This window comes from Streptomyces sp. RK9 (genome assembly GCF_045070545.1).
Lineage (GTDB): Bacteria > Actinomycetota > Actinomycetes > Streptomycetales > Streptomycetaceae > Streptomyces > Streptomyces alboflavus.
The window spans coordinates 1,387,933-1,402,181 of sequence record NZ_CP173703.1 but is presented as its reverse complement, the minus strand read 5'-3'; the positions used below and the strand labels follow the sequence as shown (position 1 = coordinate 1,402,181).

At 71.9% G+C, this 14,249-nt stretch carries 14 protein-coding genes and 5 pseudogenes; 13 read left to right on the top strand and 6 right to left on the bottom strand.

All coding sequences use genetic code 11. The features are described 5' to 3' along the window. Window positions 1–86 precede the first annotated feature (86 nt). The 3 genes and pseudogenes from AB6L24_RS05420 to AB6L24_RS05410 form a co-directional block, all read left to right on the top strand. The gene (locus tag AB6L24_RS05420; RefSeq protein ID WP_405652673.1) at window positions 87–533 is read left to right on the top strand and encodes an SsgA family sporulation/cell division regulator; all 447 of its coding nucleotides are present in this window, start codon (window positions 87–89) and stop codon (window positions 531–533) included. 228 nt (window positions 534–761) lie between these two features. Then, window positions 762–1,130 carry a VOC family protein gene (locus tag AB6L24_RS05415; RefSeq protein ID WP_405652670.1) on the top strand — a complete coding sequence of 123 codons (369 nt, stop codon included), beginning with the start codon at window positions 762–764 and terminating at the stop codon, window positions 1,128–1,130. A gap of 209 nt (window positions 1,131–1,339) precedes the next feature. Further along, window positions 1,340–2,688: pseudogene (locus tag AB6L24_RS05410) on the top strand (complex I subunit 5 family protein); the annotation flags it as partial. 159 nt (window positions 2,689–2,847) lie between these two features. Here AB6L24_RS05410 and AB6L24_RS05405 read toward each other — a convergent pair. Continuing rightward, window positions 2,848–3,174: a plasmid stabilization protein gene (locus AB6L24_RS05405; RefSeq protein ID WP_405652667.1), complete on the bottom strand. Its 327-nt coding sequence runs from the start codon at window positions 3,172–3,174 to the stop codon at window positions 2,848–2,850. A 114-nt stretch (window positions 3,175–3,288) separates the two neighbouring features. Here AB6L24_RS05405 and AB6L24_RS05400 point away from each other — a divergent pair. Then, window positions 3,289–3,477 (top strand): annotated as a pseudogene (locus tag AB6L24_RS05400) (chemotaxis protein CheB); the annotation flags it as partial. A gap of 157 nt (window positions 3,478–3,634) precedes the next feature. Here the strand turns inward: AB6L24_RS05400 and AB6L24_RS05395 are convergent. Continuing rightward, window positions 3,635–4,262: pseudogene (locus AB6L24_RS05395) on the bottom strand (hypothetical protein); the annotation flags it as partial. Window positions 4,263–4,727: 465 nt separating this feature from the next. Between AB6L24_RS05395 and AB6L24_RS05390 the strand changes: the two are divergent. Both AB6L24_RS05390 and AB6L24_RS05385 read left to right on the top strand, forming a co-directional pair. Beyond that, complete coding sequence (locus AB6L24_RS05390; protein WP_405652665.1) at window positions 4,728–4,931, top strand: CBS domain-containing protein; 204 nt, start codon at window positions 4,728–4,730, stop codon at window positions 4,929–4,931. 48 nt (window positions 4,932–4,979) lie between these two features. Continuing rightward, window positions 4,980–5,333 (top strand): annotated as a pseudogene (locus AB6L24_RS05385) (hemerythrin domain-containing protein); the annotation flags it as partial. 131 nt (window positions 5,334–5,464) lie between these two features. Here the strand turns inward: AB6L24_RS05385 and AB6L24_RS05380 are convergent. Next, window positions 5,465–5,707, bottom strand: a complete 243-nt coding sequence (locus AB6L24_RS05380; RefSeq protein WP_405652663.1) for a DUF6479 family protein — start codon at window positions 5,705–5,707, stop codon at window positions 5,465–5,467. Window positions 5,708–5,864: 157 nt separating this feature from the next. Here AB6L24_RS05380 and AB6L24_RS05375 point away from each other — a divergent pair, with 157 nt between their 5' ends. The 3 genes and pseudogenes from AB6L24_RS05375 to AB6L24_RS05365 all read left to right on the top strand — a co-directional run bounded on the left by AB6L24_RS05375 (window position 5,865) and on the right by AB6L24_RS05365 (window position 7,165). Continuing rightward, the gene (locus AB6L24_RS05375; RefSeq protein ID WP_405652661.1) at window positions 5,865–6,092 is read left to right on the top strand and encodes a DUF5133 domain-containing protein; all 228 of its coding nucleotides are present in this window, start codon (window positions 5,865–5,867) and stop codon (window positions 6,090–6,092) included. Window positions 6,093–6,209: 117 nt separating this feature from the next. Next, complete coding sequence (locus tag AB6L24_RS05370) at window positions 6,210–6,611, top strand: VOC family protein (RefSeq protein ID WP_405652658.1); 402 nt, start codon at window positions 6,210–6,212, stop codon at window positions 6,609–6,611. 9 nt (window positions 6,612–6,620) lie between these two features. After that, window positions 6,621–7,165 (top strand): annotated as a pseudogene (locus tag AB6L24_RS05365) (DUF6328 family protein). A gap of 101 nt (window positions 7,166–7,266) precedes the next feature. On the opposite strand, the gene AB6L24_RS05360 reads toward AB6L24_RS05365, so the two are convergent. The 3 genes from AB6L24_RS05360 to AB6L24_RS05350 form a co-directional block, all read right to left on the bottom strand. Next, on the bottom strand, window positions 7,267–7,710 hold the full coding sequence (locus AB6L24_RS05360) for a DUF2267 domain-containing protein (RefSeq protein WP_405652656.1): 444 nt from the start codon (window positions 7,708–7,710) through the stop codon (window positions 7,267–7,269). A 71-nt stretch (window positions 7,711–7,781) separates the two neighbouring features. Next, complete coding sequence (locus AB6L24_RS05355; RefSeq protein ID WP_405652654.1) at window positions 7,782–8,177, bottom strand: DUF2267 domain-containing protein; 396 nt, start codon at window positions 8,175–8,177, stop codon at window positions 7,782–7,784. Window positions 8,178–8,295: 118 nt separating this feature from the next. Then, on the bottom strand, window positions 8,296–8,727 hold the full coding sequence (locus AB6L24_RS05350; protein WP_405652652.1) for an Hsp20/alpha crystallin family protein: 432 nt from the start codon (window positions 8,725–8,727) through the stop codon (window positions 8,296–8,298). Window positions 8,728–8,856: 129 nt separating this feature from the next. Here AB6L24_RS05350 and AB6L24_RS05345 point away from each other — a divergent pair, with 129 nt between their 5' ends. From AB6L24_RS05345 to AB6L24_RS05330, 4 genes are all read left to right on the top strand, one after another. Continuing rightward, window positions 8,857–9,486 carry a type III effector protein gene (locus AB6L24_RS05345; protein ID WP_405652649.1) on the top strand — a complete coding sequence of 210 codons (630 nt, stop codon included), beginning with the start codon at window positions 8,857–8,859 and terminating at the stop codon, window positions 9,484–9,486. Window positions 9,487–9,951: 465 nt separating this feature from the next. Further along, on the top strand, window positions 9,952–11,391 hold the full coding sequence (locus tag AB6L24_RS05340) for an FGGY family carbohydrate kinase (RefSeq protein ID WP_405652647.1): 1,440 nt from the start codon (window positions 9,952–9,954) through the stop codon (window positions 11,389–11,391). Between the two features lie 185 nt (window positions 11,392–11,576). Then, a complete protein-coding gene (locus AB6L24_RS05335; RefSeq protein ID WP_405657048.1) occupies window positions 11,577–12,992 on the top strand; it encodes an FAD-dependent oxidoreductase in 1,416 nt (471 codons plus the stop codon). Next, complete coding sequence (locus AB6L24_RS05330) at window positions 12,989–14,041, top strand: NAD(P)/FAD-dependent oxidoreductase (RefSeq protein WP_405652644.1); 1,053 nt, start codon at window positions 12,989–12,991, stop codon at window positions 14,039–14,041. Before AB6L24_RS05335 ends, AB6L24_RS05330 begins: the two co-directional genes overlap by 4 nt. Window positions 14,042–14,249 lie beyond the last annotated feature (208 nt).

The window sequence follows — 14,249 nt, the reverse complement described above, 5'->3', positions numbered from 1 at the left end:
ATGGCTCGTCCGTAGCGGGGCACCCGGGAGGTGCGTCACAGGTTTGAGCGAGCCCTACCCGCCTCCGTGGAAAGCGTGATCAGACCATGCCCGAGCCGGTCACCCGCATTGAGGTGCACCCCTACCCGATCGCCACACTTCGTCACCGGGCCGGGCTGGTGCGCAATACCCGGCCGCCCGCACCACTGGCACTGGAGCTGCGCTACAGCGCTGTCGACCCCTATGCGGTCCGCATCAAGCTTGCGGCAGAGGGCGCCGAGGTTCGCTGGGCACTGTCCCGGGAAATGCTGCTGCTCGGACTCCGTCGTCACGACGGCCTGGGTGAGGTCGCCGTGTGGCCCGTCAGGCCGCTGAGCGGTCCGGCTCTTGTCCGCGTACGTCTCGGCTCCGCAGAGGCCGGTGCCGTCGTGGAGACGGAACTCGACGTGATCGCGGAGTGGTTGTACGTCACACAGCGACTAGTTCCTCTTGGCTGTGAGGCGTCCTATATCCGCTGGGACGACTTCCTCCTTCCACTCCTGGACGGATCCTGAGCACCTTTCCCAAGGACCCGCCCGATCATCGACACGCAGGCGCCCGGGTGGGGCCGTTGAAGTGGGAGTGCGTGGAAGAGTGTGTTCTCGGCAGCCGCCCGCGCAGGGTCTGGAAGCGGCTTTGACATGGTGCCTCGGATTTCGCATCGAAACGCTGTGTGCGAGCCCCGGCTCAGGGCACCCGTAGCCGGCGAAAGACGTGTCACAGACGTGGACAAGGAGAACACCGTGCCCGTAGCCACATATTGTCTCGTCGCTGTGGACTGCCCTGATCCTGCTGCCCTGGCGGGCTTCTACGCCGCCCTCCTCGGGGGAGAGATCAAGCAGGACGGGGAAGATTGGTACGACCTGTACGTCCCGGGCGGCCACCGCATCGCCTTCCAACGAGCCGAGGGGCACCAGCCGCCCCAGTGGCCCCGCGCGGACGACTCCCAGCAACTGCATCTCGACTTTCACGTCACGGACATGGCAGCGGCAGAGAGCCAGGCGCTGTCGCTCGGCGCCATGCCACTGGACCTGGACGACCAGGACGGTCAGCGCGGTTTCCGCGTCTATGCCGACCCTGCGGGCCACCCGTTCTGCCTGTGCCGCGCCTGACACTCTCCCCGCGTACGACATGAGAACGGCGTGGTGGCGCGCCGGAGCTCTCCGTACCGGTGCGGAGTTCCTGTCCTGGTGGGTGGTGCTTGTCGCACTGTGGATCGTTCTGATCAGTGGCGTCGGTGCGCTGGAGCTGACAGTCGGAGTCGGCTGCGCACTGGCCGGGGCGTCGGCAGCCACAGCGGCTCGGCGTGCGGCGGGCTCCCGCCGCCCTGCTCCTCAAGGACTCCTCGCCGGGCGTCACGGAATGGGGCGGGGGATGGGAGCCCGTCGACGGGAGGAGCGTGGGCATCGTGTTGGTCGGCGATGCCCCGGGCACGGGACTCGCCACGCTCGTCTCCCTGCTGACCGTGGCCGTACTTGCCTACTCCTGGCACTACTTCGACGAAGTGCCGAAGGGGCACAAGGGAGCGTTCCCGTCGCTCGTGCTGCTCTTCCAAGCGGGCATGTGCGGATTCGCGTTGACGGGTGATCTCTTCAACGCCTTCGTCTTCTTCGAGTTGATGAGCGTCGTCGCGTACGCCCTGACGGGCTACCGGGTCTGCATGCTGCTCTCCGGAGTCATGGTCGAACTCGGCGTCTACGGTGTCTGGCGCGTCTACGCCACCGTCTTCGCGGGGCCCGGTGGGCTGCCTGCGGCCGACTTCACCCATTGCCTCGTCGGTCTGGGGACGGTCACGGCCCTGCTCGGTGCGCTGCTGTGCTGGCAGCAGCACCACATCAAGCGACTGCTCGCGTACTCGACGATCGCCCACACGGGGCTCTTCCTCGTGGGGATCGGTCTCCTGCGGCCCGAGCCGACCGCAGGAGTCGCCCTCTACGTGCTGGGACACGCGGGCGCCAAGGCCGCGCTGTTCGCGTGCACCGGCATCTTGCTGGACCGCTACAGCAGCGTGGACGAACGTGAACTGCACGGCAAGGGGAAGGAGCTGCCGGTCGTCGCCGCGCTCTACGGCATGGCCGCGCTGGCCCTGACGGGCCTGCCGCCCTTCGGCACAGGCCTGGCAAGGGCGTGGTCGAGGAGGCCTCGGGGGGAGCGACCACCGTGCTGTTCCTCGTTGTCTCCGTCGTCACGGGCTCAGCTGCGCTGCGCGCCGGGGCACGGGTGTTCCTGGGCGCGGGCCCGCGGCCGGACCCCTCGTCGTCACGCGCGTCCACCTCCGGGGACGAGGAGCCCGAGACACGCGCACCCCTGGGGCGGCGGGTTCCTCTGCCGATGGTGGCCGTGCCCGGAGCGCTGCTGGTGGGCGCGCTGGCCGTGGGGCTCGTGCCCGCCGTGGCCGCAGGGACCGGCCAGGCGTTCGGCGGCCCGCAAGCCCCCGTACCGCACTGGACGCCCGCCACCCTGCTCAGCGGCGCGCTGTCCACGGCGTGCGCGGCAGGGTGCGCCGCCTTCGCCGTGCGGCGGACGGTGCCGACGGAGCCGTACGCGTGGGCAGAACCTCTGCGACGACTGCACTCGGGGCACATCGGGGACTACGTCGCCTGGTTCGTGCTGGGCACGGCCGCACTCGGCGCGTTGGCGCTGCCGGGCATCGTGGGCTTCCAGCCCTGAGGCGGTGGCCTCGGCGAGCCGAGGCTGGATGGGTGCGACACCGTCGGGGACGACGAGATCCGCCTGCTGACCGGCCAGGGCCGCGTCGGCGGTCTCGTCGTGACGGGAGCGCCACTGCCCGAAGTTGTCGTGGCCGTGCACCCGCGCGGCATGCTGCGCTCAGCGGCCGACGGCCTTGGCCAGTTCCGCCTTGTTCATCGACGAACGGCCCTTGACACCCTTGCGTTGCGCCTCGGCGTAGAGTTGGTCCCTGGTGGGCCCCTGGGCTCCCTGGTGTGAGCGTTCACCGCCGCGCTGTGATGCCGACTTGGGGTCTTTGGTGGAGGTGCGGCTGGCCGTGCGGGATTCACCGGCACGGGCCCGTTCCTTGTTCACTGTGCGCGCGGCGATCTCCTTGGCCCTCTTCGTGGATTCGCCCCGCTCTTGTGCGCTTTCCTTGATGTGCTCGTACTGACGTTCCCTCTTGCGGTTCGATCCTGCGGGCATGACACGTCCTTCCGTCGAGTGAAGCTCTTCTCCAAGGGGCTCACACTGTGGGGCTCCGCGCTACGTGACTGCCTGTAGCGGCGGTCAGGGTTCGCGCCGGTCCCTGCGTGCGCGCTGTGGTTCCACGGTGTACGTCGGGTCCTGGGCCGACGCCACTCCCGCCGGGATGACGGCGACCAAGGCGTGAAAGCGGTCAGGACGCAGGGCGGCACCGTCATCGTGCAGGACCCCGAGACGGCCGAATTCCACGGCATGCCCCGCGCTGCCGTCACAACGGGCCAGGTGGACCACGATCTCAGGGTGGACGGCCTGGCTCCGATCGGCCTGGCCGACTATCTGGCGACCTCGGATTTCACTGTCGGCTCACCGGAGTCCAAGGTGATGGACCGAGCGGGCACCGAGACCGACAAGCAACAAACGAACAACGCCTGCGGCAGTCGCAGCAGCCGGTCGGATCGCCTCACAAGTCCACCGGCGTGGAAGGCGGCTGAGCCTTGTCCGGCTCGACCACGTCCGAGAGGACCATCCCGCTGCGCGGCCGCGTGGGGATGCGGCGCAGCGGGATGGTCAGGTCCTGGTCGGGCACTTCGTAGGACAGCCGGGCGAGGCGCGGGACGAGCGCGGCGAGGAGAGCCAGCGTCACGTCAGGGATAGAACCGGCGTACCTCCTGAGCGAACGCCATGGCCTCTTCGGCGCCTCCCGCCGCGAGGCGTCGGCGGTGCTCGGGCCGGTGGTGCAGCGCGTGCGCGGCGAAGGTGACGAACCAACTGACGGCTACGGTCGGCCGGATGACATTGAGGACTTCCACGGCGGCCGTGCGCGGGTCCAGCAGGGTGCAGTCCGCGTTCCGGTGGCGGGCCACCACGGAGAGCAGGGTCGGGACGCCGTCTGGGTGCGCGGTTGCCGACACCGGGGCGCGTTCCCGCTCGGCCCGCACGAGGTCGGCGACGCGTGCTTCCTGGCGTTTGCGGGCGCGGCGGGCCCGGAAGTGCCGAGGGCCTGCGGTTGCGAAGCCATCGACCATCGCCACCAGGTCGTCGGCTGCCTGCCGAACGACGTCCGCCTCATCCGGTAGCGCCACTCCCGCCCCTGCCACGACTCGCTGCGCGCGCCTCGTGGCCGTGTCGCTGTTTCTGTCGCTGCCCTTCGGCGCGCAGCCGTTCGTCGCCCAGCGCGATGCCGTCAGCCTCCTTCTTGCGGCCGAGCAGCCGCGTGAGTGCTGCCTTCAGCCAACCCATGCGTTGCCACCTGTCCTTTTCGGCCGACCAGGTCGGTTTCAGTCGGCGTGTGCAGCCCCCGGGTGCCCGAGCGGGGGCCTTCTACACGCGGGGCTCCTGACGCGGGATTCCTGGCGAAGCCCGCCGGTGCCGTCAGGCCTTCTGGCGGGCGGAGCCGGGCATTCCGACGGTGCGGATGGAGCACATCGCCCCGGGTACCCGGGGCGCGGAACCTGGCGAAGGGGGACGAACTTCGTGGGCTGGTCAGCGATCGGGACCCGGTGGTCCGGGTGCTCGGCGAAGGCGCCGACCCGGACCGGACAACGGTCGTCAGCGTGTGCAGCGAGGAAGTCGTCACCGTCGGCTCGGACGAGCGTCTGGGTCTGGTCGTGGAACGCATGCGTGCGGATTCGATCCGCAGGGTTCCCGTGGTCGACGGCGGCAAGGTGGTGGGAATTGTCGCCCTCGGCGACCTGGCCATGGAACGGGACCCGGAGTCGGCGCTGGCAGACATCAGCGCGGCGCGCCCCAACCGGTAGCGACCGGGGCGGGCCGGTAGCGACCGGGTCGGCAAGCGCGTCACACCGGACATCGCGGACAAGGAGATCGCGGACCACGCGAGGGTGGAACAACTCCTCAAGGACCTGGAAGGACTCGATGCGACGGACCCGGACTTCGACCACTTGGTGGCCAGGCTGAAACTCGAAGTGAGCGAGCACGTCCGCGACGAGGAGGCCCGGCTCTTCCCGCTGCTCGCCGCGGCCTGGACCCCGGAGGGCCTGGACGAACTGGGAGACAAGGTCCGCTCCGCGAAAAACACGGCCCCCACGCGTCCGCACCCCGCCGGACCGTCCACGCCGCCCGGCAACAAACTGCTGGGCCCTGGCCTGGGACTGGTGGGCCGGGCCCGCGACCTGCTCACCGGCCGCGGCAAGAGCTGACGACGGTCCTCGCGAGGCCCAGCTCGTGCAACTCGTGCGGCCGACGCCGCGTTCGGCGGCGGCGCCACGAACTTCGGTGCCGCCGCAGAGGCGCTCACGCCCTGCCGCTCATGGCCGCTCATGACCTCCGCTCAGCGGTGGGGGTTGCCCTGGTCGGGGTCGTCGTCGGGGGTCTGCCAGGTGTCGCCGCGCTGGGTCTCCGCGCCGGGTGGCCTGCCGCCGGGGGCGGGTGTGCTGCGGGTGCGGCGGGCGGCGCGGCGGCGGCCCGCGACGAACATGGCGAGGAGGCCGAGGACCACGAGGACGCCGACGACGATGAGGGCCAGCGAGCCGCCGCCGGAGGCAGCCAGGACGGTATGACTCTGTGGGTGCATTGAGGTGGTGTACCCGAAAGTCGGCGGAAATCGCAGAGCCAGACAGGTGAGAATCCCGGAACCGGACATCGCCCCTCGGACCGGGGGTGGGCGGGAAATGGGGGTACAGGGGTGGCGGCACAGTTCGCCGCCGCGCGAGACAATCGAAGGAGTCACCATGCTGATGGCACACCCCGCTGTTCTGGCCAAGCTCGTGGAGCAGTACGAGACCCTGCGTGTCCTGCAGGCGGAGAACGGTGCCGAAGACGTGCGAAACCGCATGGACGACATCGCCTACACACTGTGCGTGAGTACCGGTACCCGGGACATCGACGCGGCCCTCATCGCGGCGCGGCACCGGCTGCCGGGGGCGAACGTCGAGGACGACTCCCTGCTCGCCCTCTGAGGTGGGCTCGCACAGAGCGGATGTCCGGCGCGATGCGATCGGGCCACGGCGTTTGCACGCGGTTCCGGTTTGTCGAGTGCCGCCGCGGACACTCGATGCAGGAGCCAAGGAGGCGGCATGGGGCTGATCACCGAGGGCGCGATCGTGCTGGACTGCTCGAATCCGGAGGAACTCGCCCAGTTCTACCTGAAGTTGCTCGATGCCGAGCAGTGTCCGGACAGCAGCGGCAGCCGCACCGACATCCAGGTGCCCGGCGGGCTGCGCATGGGGTTCCGTCTTGATCTCAACGCCACCCCGCCCAGCTGGCCCCGGCCCGAGGACTCGCTCCAGGCCCACGTCGACTTCCTCGTCGACTCCGGCGACCTCGATGAGGTCGAACGCCACATCGTGGGCCTGGGCGGCACGCCGATCCAGGCCTCGGGCCGCGGCGGGCCCACGGAGGCACGGCTGTTCTCGGATCCGGCCGGCCACTCCTTCACGGTCCGCGTGTCCCTGCGGCACGGGCCGAAGGTCGACTGACCCCGAGTCATGGGACAAACACGGCGGGAGCTGCGGCCTCGGCGTGGTCGCCGTGAGTCCGTCGAACAGCGAGCAGATCGCATGCGGGTGGACCTTGTCCAGGAGATGCGGGTAGCCCTCACGGGGTTCAGATCCTCTTCGGGTTCCTGCTCACTGTGGTCTTCACCCCACGCTTCCCGGACCTGTCCGACACCGACCGCACGATCTACGTGACCACGGTCCTGCTCGGCTCGGCCTCGACGGGCGCGTTGATCGGGCCGGTCGCGTTCCCCCGGCTGGTCAGCAGGCGGCGGATGAAACCGCAGGCGGTGCGGTGGGCGTCTCGTCTCACCGTGGTCGGGCTCGTCCTGCTCCTCTGCACGCTGACCTCGGCGCTCCTGCTGGTTCTGCGGGTGGCGACGCATGACGGGCTCGTGCCGGTCCTCGTCGGGATCATCCTCTTCTGGTACGTGCTGTGCTGGTTCCTGTTGCCCCCGAAACTGCTCAACGACGCCCGTCGCGGTACGGGCCTCGGGAAGGGCGCCGATGATCGGCCGGCGTGGCCCGGACGGTGAGCGGCAAGGTGAAGTCCCCGATCCGTGGATCGGGGACTTCACCTGTGCGGGACCGGGTCGGCGGGAGGGGGCGACCTTCTGTGATGGCTCCGCGTGCCCGCTCAGACGGCCGGGGCGAGTTCGGCGCGGCCGAACAGCAGGGCGTAGCCGTTGGGAAGCTGGTCCAGGATGCGGGTGATCAGGTCGGCGGAGGCATGTGCTGTGACGGCGGCGAAGACGGAGCCGGTGTCCCAGCGGGTGGTGGCCAGGGAGGCGCCGGAGCGGGCGGCGAGGTCCTTGACGAAGGCCCAGCCGGTCAGCGGCTGGGTGTCGGGGATCTGCGCGGTCAGGACGCGTGCGGCCTCCAGGGGCAGGCAGGCGGCCAGGTCGACGCGTTCGTCGCCGGTCAGCTGACGCCCGAGCCCTCCCAGGACGAGCCGGACGGCTTCCTCGGCCCTCTCCCGGGTGGGATAGGCGCCCTCATAGCGGACTTTCTCCAGCATCTGCTCGTACGCCGTCCCGTACGGCTGCTGGGGCTCTTGAGGTGCGCGTACGTCGGTGATCACTGCGGTGCATGCCTTTCATGGGAGCCGGGACGGGGTGGTGCCCGGGGGTGTGGCACCACCTCAGGTCTTGGTCAGGTGGGTTGTGGACGGCCGAAGAGGAGGTCGTAGCCGGCGGGGAGTTGGAGCAGGATCTGCTCCATCAGGTCGTCGCCGGCGGTGTCGGCGACCGTGGCCAAGACGGCGCTGACGTCCCAGGTCGCGGTGTGCTCGGTGGCGCCTTCGATCCAGGCCGCGGTCGCGCGGACGAACCGTTCGGGGGGCAGCGGTTCGGCGCTCCGCAGCGGGTTGAGCAGGATCAGGGCGAAGCCCTCCGGCAGGCGTGCGGCGAGCTTGGCCCGGACCTCGCCTACCAGGTGCGCGCCGAGCAGGGCGAGGACCACGCGGGCCGCCCGCTCCGCTTCCTGCACGGTCTCGTAATCACCGCGTTCTCTCACGTGGTCGAGGAAAGCTTCGCGTCGCAGGGTCATCTCGGCCGTCCCTCTTCGGACTGTCCAGGGGTGCGGAGGACGGGGCATTCCAGGGGTGCGGAGGACGGGGGATGAGGGGGAGAGTGCCTGTCCTCCGCACCGGTCCGGCCGGCCGCTGTCAGCCGGAGATCTCCCTGCGGTCGGAGCCGACGCCGATGGAGATCTTGCGGGGCTTGGCGCGCTCGGCGATCGGGATGCGCAGGGTGAGCACGCCCGCGTCGTAGTCGGCCTTGATGTGCTCGGTGTCGAGGGTGTCGGCGAGCACGATCTGGCGGGAGAAGACGCCCAGCGGCCGCTCGGACAGCTCCATCTGCACTTCGTCGGCCTTCGCCAGCGGGCGCCGCTCGGCCTTGACGGTGAGCATGTTCCGCTCCACATCGATGTCGATCGCGTCCGCGGCGACACCGGGGAGGTCGAAGGCCACCACGTACTCGTCGCCCTCGCGGTAGGCGTCCATCGGCATCGCCGACGGCTTCGACCAGGTGCCCGGGCCCATCAGCTGTTGCGCCAGGCGGTCCAGCTCACGGAAGGGATCAGTGCGCATCAACATCGTGAAACACCTCCAGCGGGTCGTAGGCAGTTGCTGCCAATGCGCTGCACTGACATTGTTGTAACATGTCATCCAATGGATGACAAACATGATGTCGTCGACATGATGACACTGATGAGGGAGGTGCCCGTGACCACAGCAGATCAGCCGTCCACCACCAGCGCCGACGCCCACAGCCCGGCGTCGTTCCTCGCTGCCGCGGCGGCCCTCAACGCCATCAACGACGCCCTGCGCACAGCCCAGCACCAGACCCCTGGGGGCCCCGGCGCCGAGCCGGGTGCGGAGCAGGCCCTGGCTTCCCTGATGCTGCTGCGGCAGGTCCGCGAACAGCTCGCCGGATGGGAGACCGGTCTGATCGAAACCGCCCGTGACGCGGGCGCCAGCTGGGCCGACCTCGCCCAGCCCCTCGGCGTCACCAGCCGCCAGGCCGCCGAGCGCCGCTACCTGCGCGGCCGCCCCGGCCCCGCCGGAACCACCGGCGAACAGCGCGTCACCGCCACCCGCCAGGCCCGGGCCGCCAAGCGCACCACCACCACCTGGGCCCGCCACAACGCCGCCGATCTGCGCGGCCTCGCGGGCCGGATCACCGCCCTCACCGACCTGCCCGCCGCCGCCCGCCGCCCGCTCGGCGAACTGCACGCGGCTCTCGCCCACAACGAGCCCGCCGACCTCATCGCCCCGCTGGCCGCGACTCGCCCTCACCTGGCCGCCACCCACCCCGACCTCGCCGCCCAACTCGACCGCCTCGCACCCCCCTGACCCCGCGCGGCGCGGGGCCGGCGCAGTCGGGGGGCAGAGGGCCGAGGCTCCGGTTCGTGCCGGGTCCGCCTCGGGCTGCCGGAAGCCGCGTTGGTGCCCAGAGCCGCACGGCAGCGGTACGGCCGGAGCGGTTGAGAGGATGGAGGTTGGGGGCATGATCGCCGAAGCACGTACACACGGTGCTGATGTCTCGAACGTTCAGAGGCAGTTGGCGTCCGGCTCATGAGCACGCGATGTGCCCGGGTGCGCGGTGTGCTGCCAATGCGTGCAACCCAAGCGGCATTTCGCGGCATACCGACTGTGTCCGTTGCGTTCTCTGTTGCTCAACATCGGCACCGAATGCGGCATTTGACGCACACGCCGACCCTTGACGGCCCCGCGCCCGCTGTAGCAGGCTTCCGCGGTGATCACGACTGACCGCGGCCCGCGCCCCGCCGCCCGCCCGCCCCGCCGCGGAGCGCGGCGATGACCGGCCCGGTGCTCGCCGTCGACCAGGGCACCTCCGGCACCAAGGCGCTCGTCGTCTGCCCCGAGCGCGGCGTGATCGGCTCCGGCACGGCGCCCGTGCGCCCCCGCCATCTGCCCGGCGGCCGCGTCGAGGTGGCGCCCGACGAGCTGCTCGCCTCCGTGCTCGACGCCGGCCGGGAGGCGCTGGCGGACGCGGGGGAGCCGGTCGCCGCCGTGGGCCTCGCCAACCAGGGCGAGACGGTGCTCGCCTGGGACCCGGAGTCCGGCGAGCCGCTGACCGACGCCCTGGTGTGGCAGGACCGGCGTGCCGACGACCTGTGCGAGGAACTCGCCGAGCACGCCGACGAGTTGAAGGCGCTCACCGGACTTCCCCTCGACCCCTACTTCGCCGCCCCCAAGATGGCGTGGATACGCCGCCACCTCACCCGGCGCGGCGTCGTCACGACCAGCGACGCCTGGCTGACGCACCGCCTCACCGGCGCCTTCGTCACCGACGCGGCCACCGCGGGCCGCACCCAGCTCCTCGACCTGGACTCCGCCGCCTGGTCGCCGCGCGCCCTCGACGTCTTCGGGCTCGGGGCCGAACGGCTGCCGCGCGTCGTCGACGCCGCCGAACAGGTCGGCACCACCACGGCGTTCGGCGCCGACATCCCGCTCACCGGGCTCCTCGTCGACCAGCAGGCCGCGCTCCTCGCCCAGGACGTCACCGAGCCCGGCAGCGCCAAGTGCACGTACGGCACCGGGGCGTTCCTGCTCGCCCAGACCGGCACCCGCCCGCGCCGGGGCGACTCCGGGCTCGTCGCCTGCGTCGCCTGGCGCCTGGGCGGCCGCAGCAGCTACTGCCTCGACGGGCAGGTCTACACCGCCGCGTCCGCCGTGCGCTGGCTCACCGACATCGGCGTCATCGGCGGCGCCGAGGACATCGACCCGATCGGCTCCGCCGTTCCCGACAGCGGCGGTGTCACCTTCGTGCCCGCGCTCGCCGGGCTCGCGGCGCCCTGGTGGCGCGGCGACCTGCGCGGCTCCCTGACCGGCCTCGGCCTGGACACCACCGCCGGGCATCTGGTGCGCGCGCTGTGCGAGGGCGTCGCCGCGCAGGTCGCCGAGCTCGCCGACGCGGTGACCGCCGACCTCGGCGAGCCGCTGCGGAGCCTGCGCGTCGACGGCGGCCTGACCCGCTCGGACCTGCTCATGCAGACCCAGGCCGACCTGCTCCAACTGCCCGTGGAGGTCTCCGCGCTCCCCGACGTCACGGCGCTCGGCGTCGGCGCGGTCGCCCGCCTCGGCCTCGACCCGAGCCTCACCCTGCGGGACGTCGTGCCCGACTGGCGCCCGGCCGCCGTCTACGAACCGCGCGTCGGCGCCGACGAGGCCGCAGCCCGCCGCGAGGCGTTCCGCGCGCAGGTGGCGGTCCTCACGGACCGCACGCCGTCGTGAGCGGGGCCGGGGCGCCCGGGCGCGGCGGACCCGGCCGCGTCACCCGCGCCGGAACTCTGGCGTACGCGGCCTCGGAAGCGGGAGCGGGAGTGGGAGTGGGGTCGGGGCCGGCGTCGGCCTCGGCGCGCGAGCTGCACGAGCCGCATGGGCGGTACGAGCCGCATGGGCGGTACGAGCCGCATGAGTTGTGCGAGTCGTACGGGCCGTCCGAGCCCTACGACGTCACCGTCGTCGGCGCGGGAGTCGTCGGCACCGCCATCGCCCGCGAACTGGCCCGCTACCGGCTGCGCGTCGCCGTCGTGGAGGCCGCGGACGACGTGGGCGAGGGCACGTCCAAGGCCAACACGGCGATCCTGCACACCGGGTTCGACGCGGTGCCGGGCTCCCTGGAGGCCCGCCTGGTCCGGGAGGGGCAGCGCCTCCTCGCCGCGTACGCCGCCGAGTGCGGCATCCCCGTGGAGCGGGCCGGCGCGCTCCTGGTCGCCTGGGACGAGGAACAGCTCGCCGCCCTGCCCGCGCTCCGGGCCAAGGCCGAGCGCAACGGCTACGACCGGACGGTCCTCCTGGACGCCGCCGAGCTGCGCGCCCGCGAGCCGCGACTCGGCCCCGGTGCCCTCGGCGCCCTCGCCGTGCCGGACGAGAGCATCATCTGTCCCTGGACGACCCCCCTCGCGTACGCCACCCAGGCCGTGCGCTCCGGCGTGGACCTGCACCTGAACTGCCGCCTGACGGACGCCGGCACGGACGCGCCCGGCGACAGCCCCCGTGTCCTCACCACGAGCCGCGGCGAGCTGCGCACCCGCTACCTCGTCAACGCCGCGGGCCTGCACGCCGACACCGTCGACCGCATGCTCGGCCACGACACGTTCACGGTCACCCCGCGCCGCGGCCAGCTCCTCGTCTTCGACAAGCTCGCCCGCGACCTCGTGCGCCACATCCTGCTGCCCGTGCCGACGGCGCTCGGCAAGGGCGTCCTGGTCGCCCCGACGGTGTACGGCAACGTCCTCCTCGGGCCCACGGCGGAGGACCTGGACGACAAGGGGGCCACCGGCACCACCGCCGACGGGCTCGCCTTCCTGCGCGAGCGGGGCGCGCGCATCCTGCCCGACCTCCTGGACGAGGACGTCACCGCCGCCTACGCGGGCCTGCGCGCGGCGACCGAGGACGACGACTACCGGATCCGCCCGTGGCCCGAGCAGCGCTACGTCACCGTCGGCGGCATCCGCTCCACCGGCCTGACCGCGTCCATGGCCATCGCCGCGTACGTCACCGGGCTGCTCGCGGACTGCGGCCTTGACCTCGGCGTGCCCCGGGACCTCGCGCCCGTCACCATGCCGAACATCGGCGAGCGCCTCCCGCGCCCCTACCAGCGGGCCGACCTGATCGCGGCGGACCCCGCGTACGGCACTCTCGTCTGCCACTGCGAGCGCGTCACCCGCGGGGAGATCCGCGACGCCCTCGCGAGCACCGTGCCGCCCGCCTCCGTCGACGGCCTGCGCCGCCGCACCCGAGCCCGCGGCGGCCGCTGCCAGGGCTTCTACTGCGGCGCCGCGGTCCGCTCACTGCTCGAAGGACGCGACCGCGTGGAGACGGCACGATGAGGCACGAGCGCACCGTGGACGTGCTGATCGTCGGCGCCGGACCCGCGGGGCTCGCGGCCGCCGCCGGGCTCGCGGCGGCGGGCGTGGGCCACGTCGAGGTCCTGGAGCGCGAGGAACAGGCGGGCGGCGTACCCCGCCACTGCCACCACGGCGGCTTCGGCGCCCGCACCTTCGCCGGACTCACAGGACTCACAGGACTCACAGGACTCACAGGACTCACGGGTCTTACGGGGCTCACCGGACCCGGCACGAGCGGGCCGCGGTACGCCCGCGCCCACGTCGACGCGGCCCGGCGCGCGGGCGCGCGCGTGCGCACCGGCGTCACCGCCACCGACTGGGCGGGCCCCCGCACCCTCGACACGACCTCCCCCGACGGCCTGGAACGCCTCACCGCGCGGGCCGTCGTCCTCGCCACCGGCGCCCGCGAACGCCCCCGCGCCGCACGCCTCGTGCCCGGTGGCCGCGCCCCCGGCGTCTACACCACCGGCGAACTCCAGCAGGCCGTCCACCTGTACGGCCAGCACATCGGCACCCGGGCCGTGGTCGTGGGCGCCGAGCCCGTCGCGTACGCGGCGCTCGACACGCTCCGGCGCGCGGGTGTCGCCGTGGCCGCGCAGGTGACGGCGGAGGCCCGGCACCGCGCCGAGCCCTGGCGCGCCGCCGGGGCCCGGCTGTGGCACGGCGTTCCGCTGCTCACCGGCGCGGAGGTCACCGAACTCGTCGGCAGGGGACGGATTTCCGCCGTGCGGCTGCGGCATCGCGGCGGGCGTCCGGCTCAACTGCCGTGCGACACCGTCGTCTTCACGGGCGACTTCGTGCCCGACCACGAACTGGCGCGGCGGGGCGGGGTGCCGCTCGACCGGGGGACGCGGGGACCGGCGATCGACGCGGACTTCCGTACGGAGATCCCCGGCGTCTTCGCGGTCGGGAATGCGGCGCACGCCGTCGAGCCCGCCGCGGCGGTGACCGCTGAGGGGTGGCGCGCCGCGGTGTCGGTGCGCCGATATCTGCTCTCCGGTCACTGGCCGTCGGTGGTGCGCGAGGTGTGAAGACCCCCGGCGTCTTCCCGGCCGCATCACCGCACCGGAGCTGAAGAATCGTTATTCGGCGTCATGATGGAAAAAGTTGTTTCTTCAAGCGCGTTGCTGACTTGAATTGCGCGTTTGGCATTTCTGTTCGACATGTAAATGCATGCGAGTTTGATCGAATCGCGTGGCGCCCGTGTCCGGTGCAGTGATCGATGGGGCGCGCGACCAA

Coding starts and splice junctions, on each gene's coding strand:
- AB6L24_RS05370 (WP_405652658.1), top strand. CDS start 6,210: ATGGGGCTGATCACCGAGGGCGCGATCGTGCTGGACTGCTCGAATCCG.
- AB6L24_RS05340 (WP_405652647.1), top strand. CDS start 9,952: ATGACCGGCCCGGTGCTCGCCGTCGACCAGGGCACCTCCGGCACCAAG.
- AB6L24_RS05405 (WP_405652667.1), bottom strand. CDS start 3,174: ATGCCCGCAGGATCGAACCGCAAGAGGGAACGTCAGTACGAGCACATC.
- AB6L24_RS05330 (WP_405652644.1), top strand. CDS start 12,989: ATGAGGCACGAGCGCACCGTGGACGTGCTGATCGTCGGCGCCGGACCC.
- AB6L24_RS05355 (WP_405652654.1), bottom strand. CDS start 8,177: ATGACCCTGCGACGCGAAGCTTTCCTCGACCACGTGAGAGAACGCGGT.
- AB6L24_RS05350 (WP_405652652.1), bottom strand. CDS start 8,727: ATGTTGATGCGCACTGATCCCTTCCGTGAGCTGGACCGCCTGGCGCAA.
- AB6L24_RS05420 (WP_405652673.1), top strand. CDS start 87: ATGCCCGAGCCGGTCACCCGCATTGAGGTGCACCCCTACCCGATCGCC.
- AB6L24_RS05375 (WP_405652661.1), top strand. CDS start 5,865: ATGCTGATGGCACACCCCGCTGTTCTGGCCAAGCTCGTGGAGCAGTAC.
- AB6L24_RS05380 (WP_405652663.1), bottom strand. CDS start 5,707: ATGCACCCACAGAGTCATACCGTCCTGGCTGCCTCCGGCGGCGGCTCG.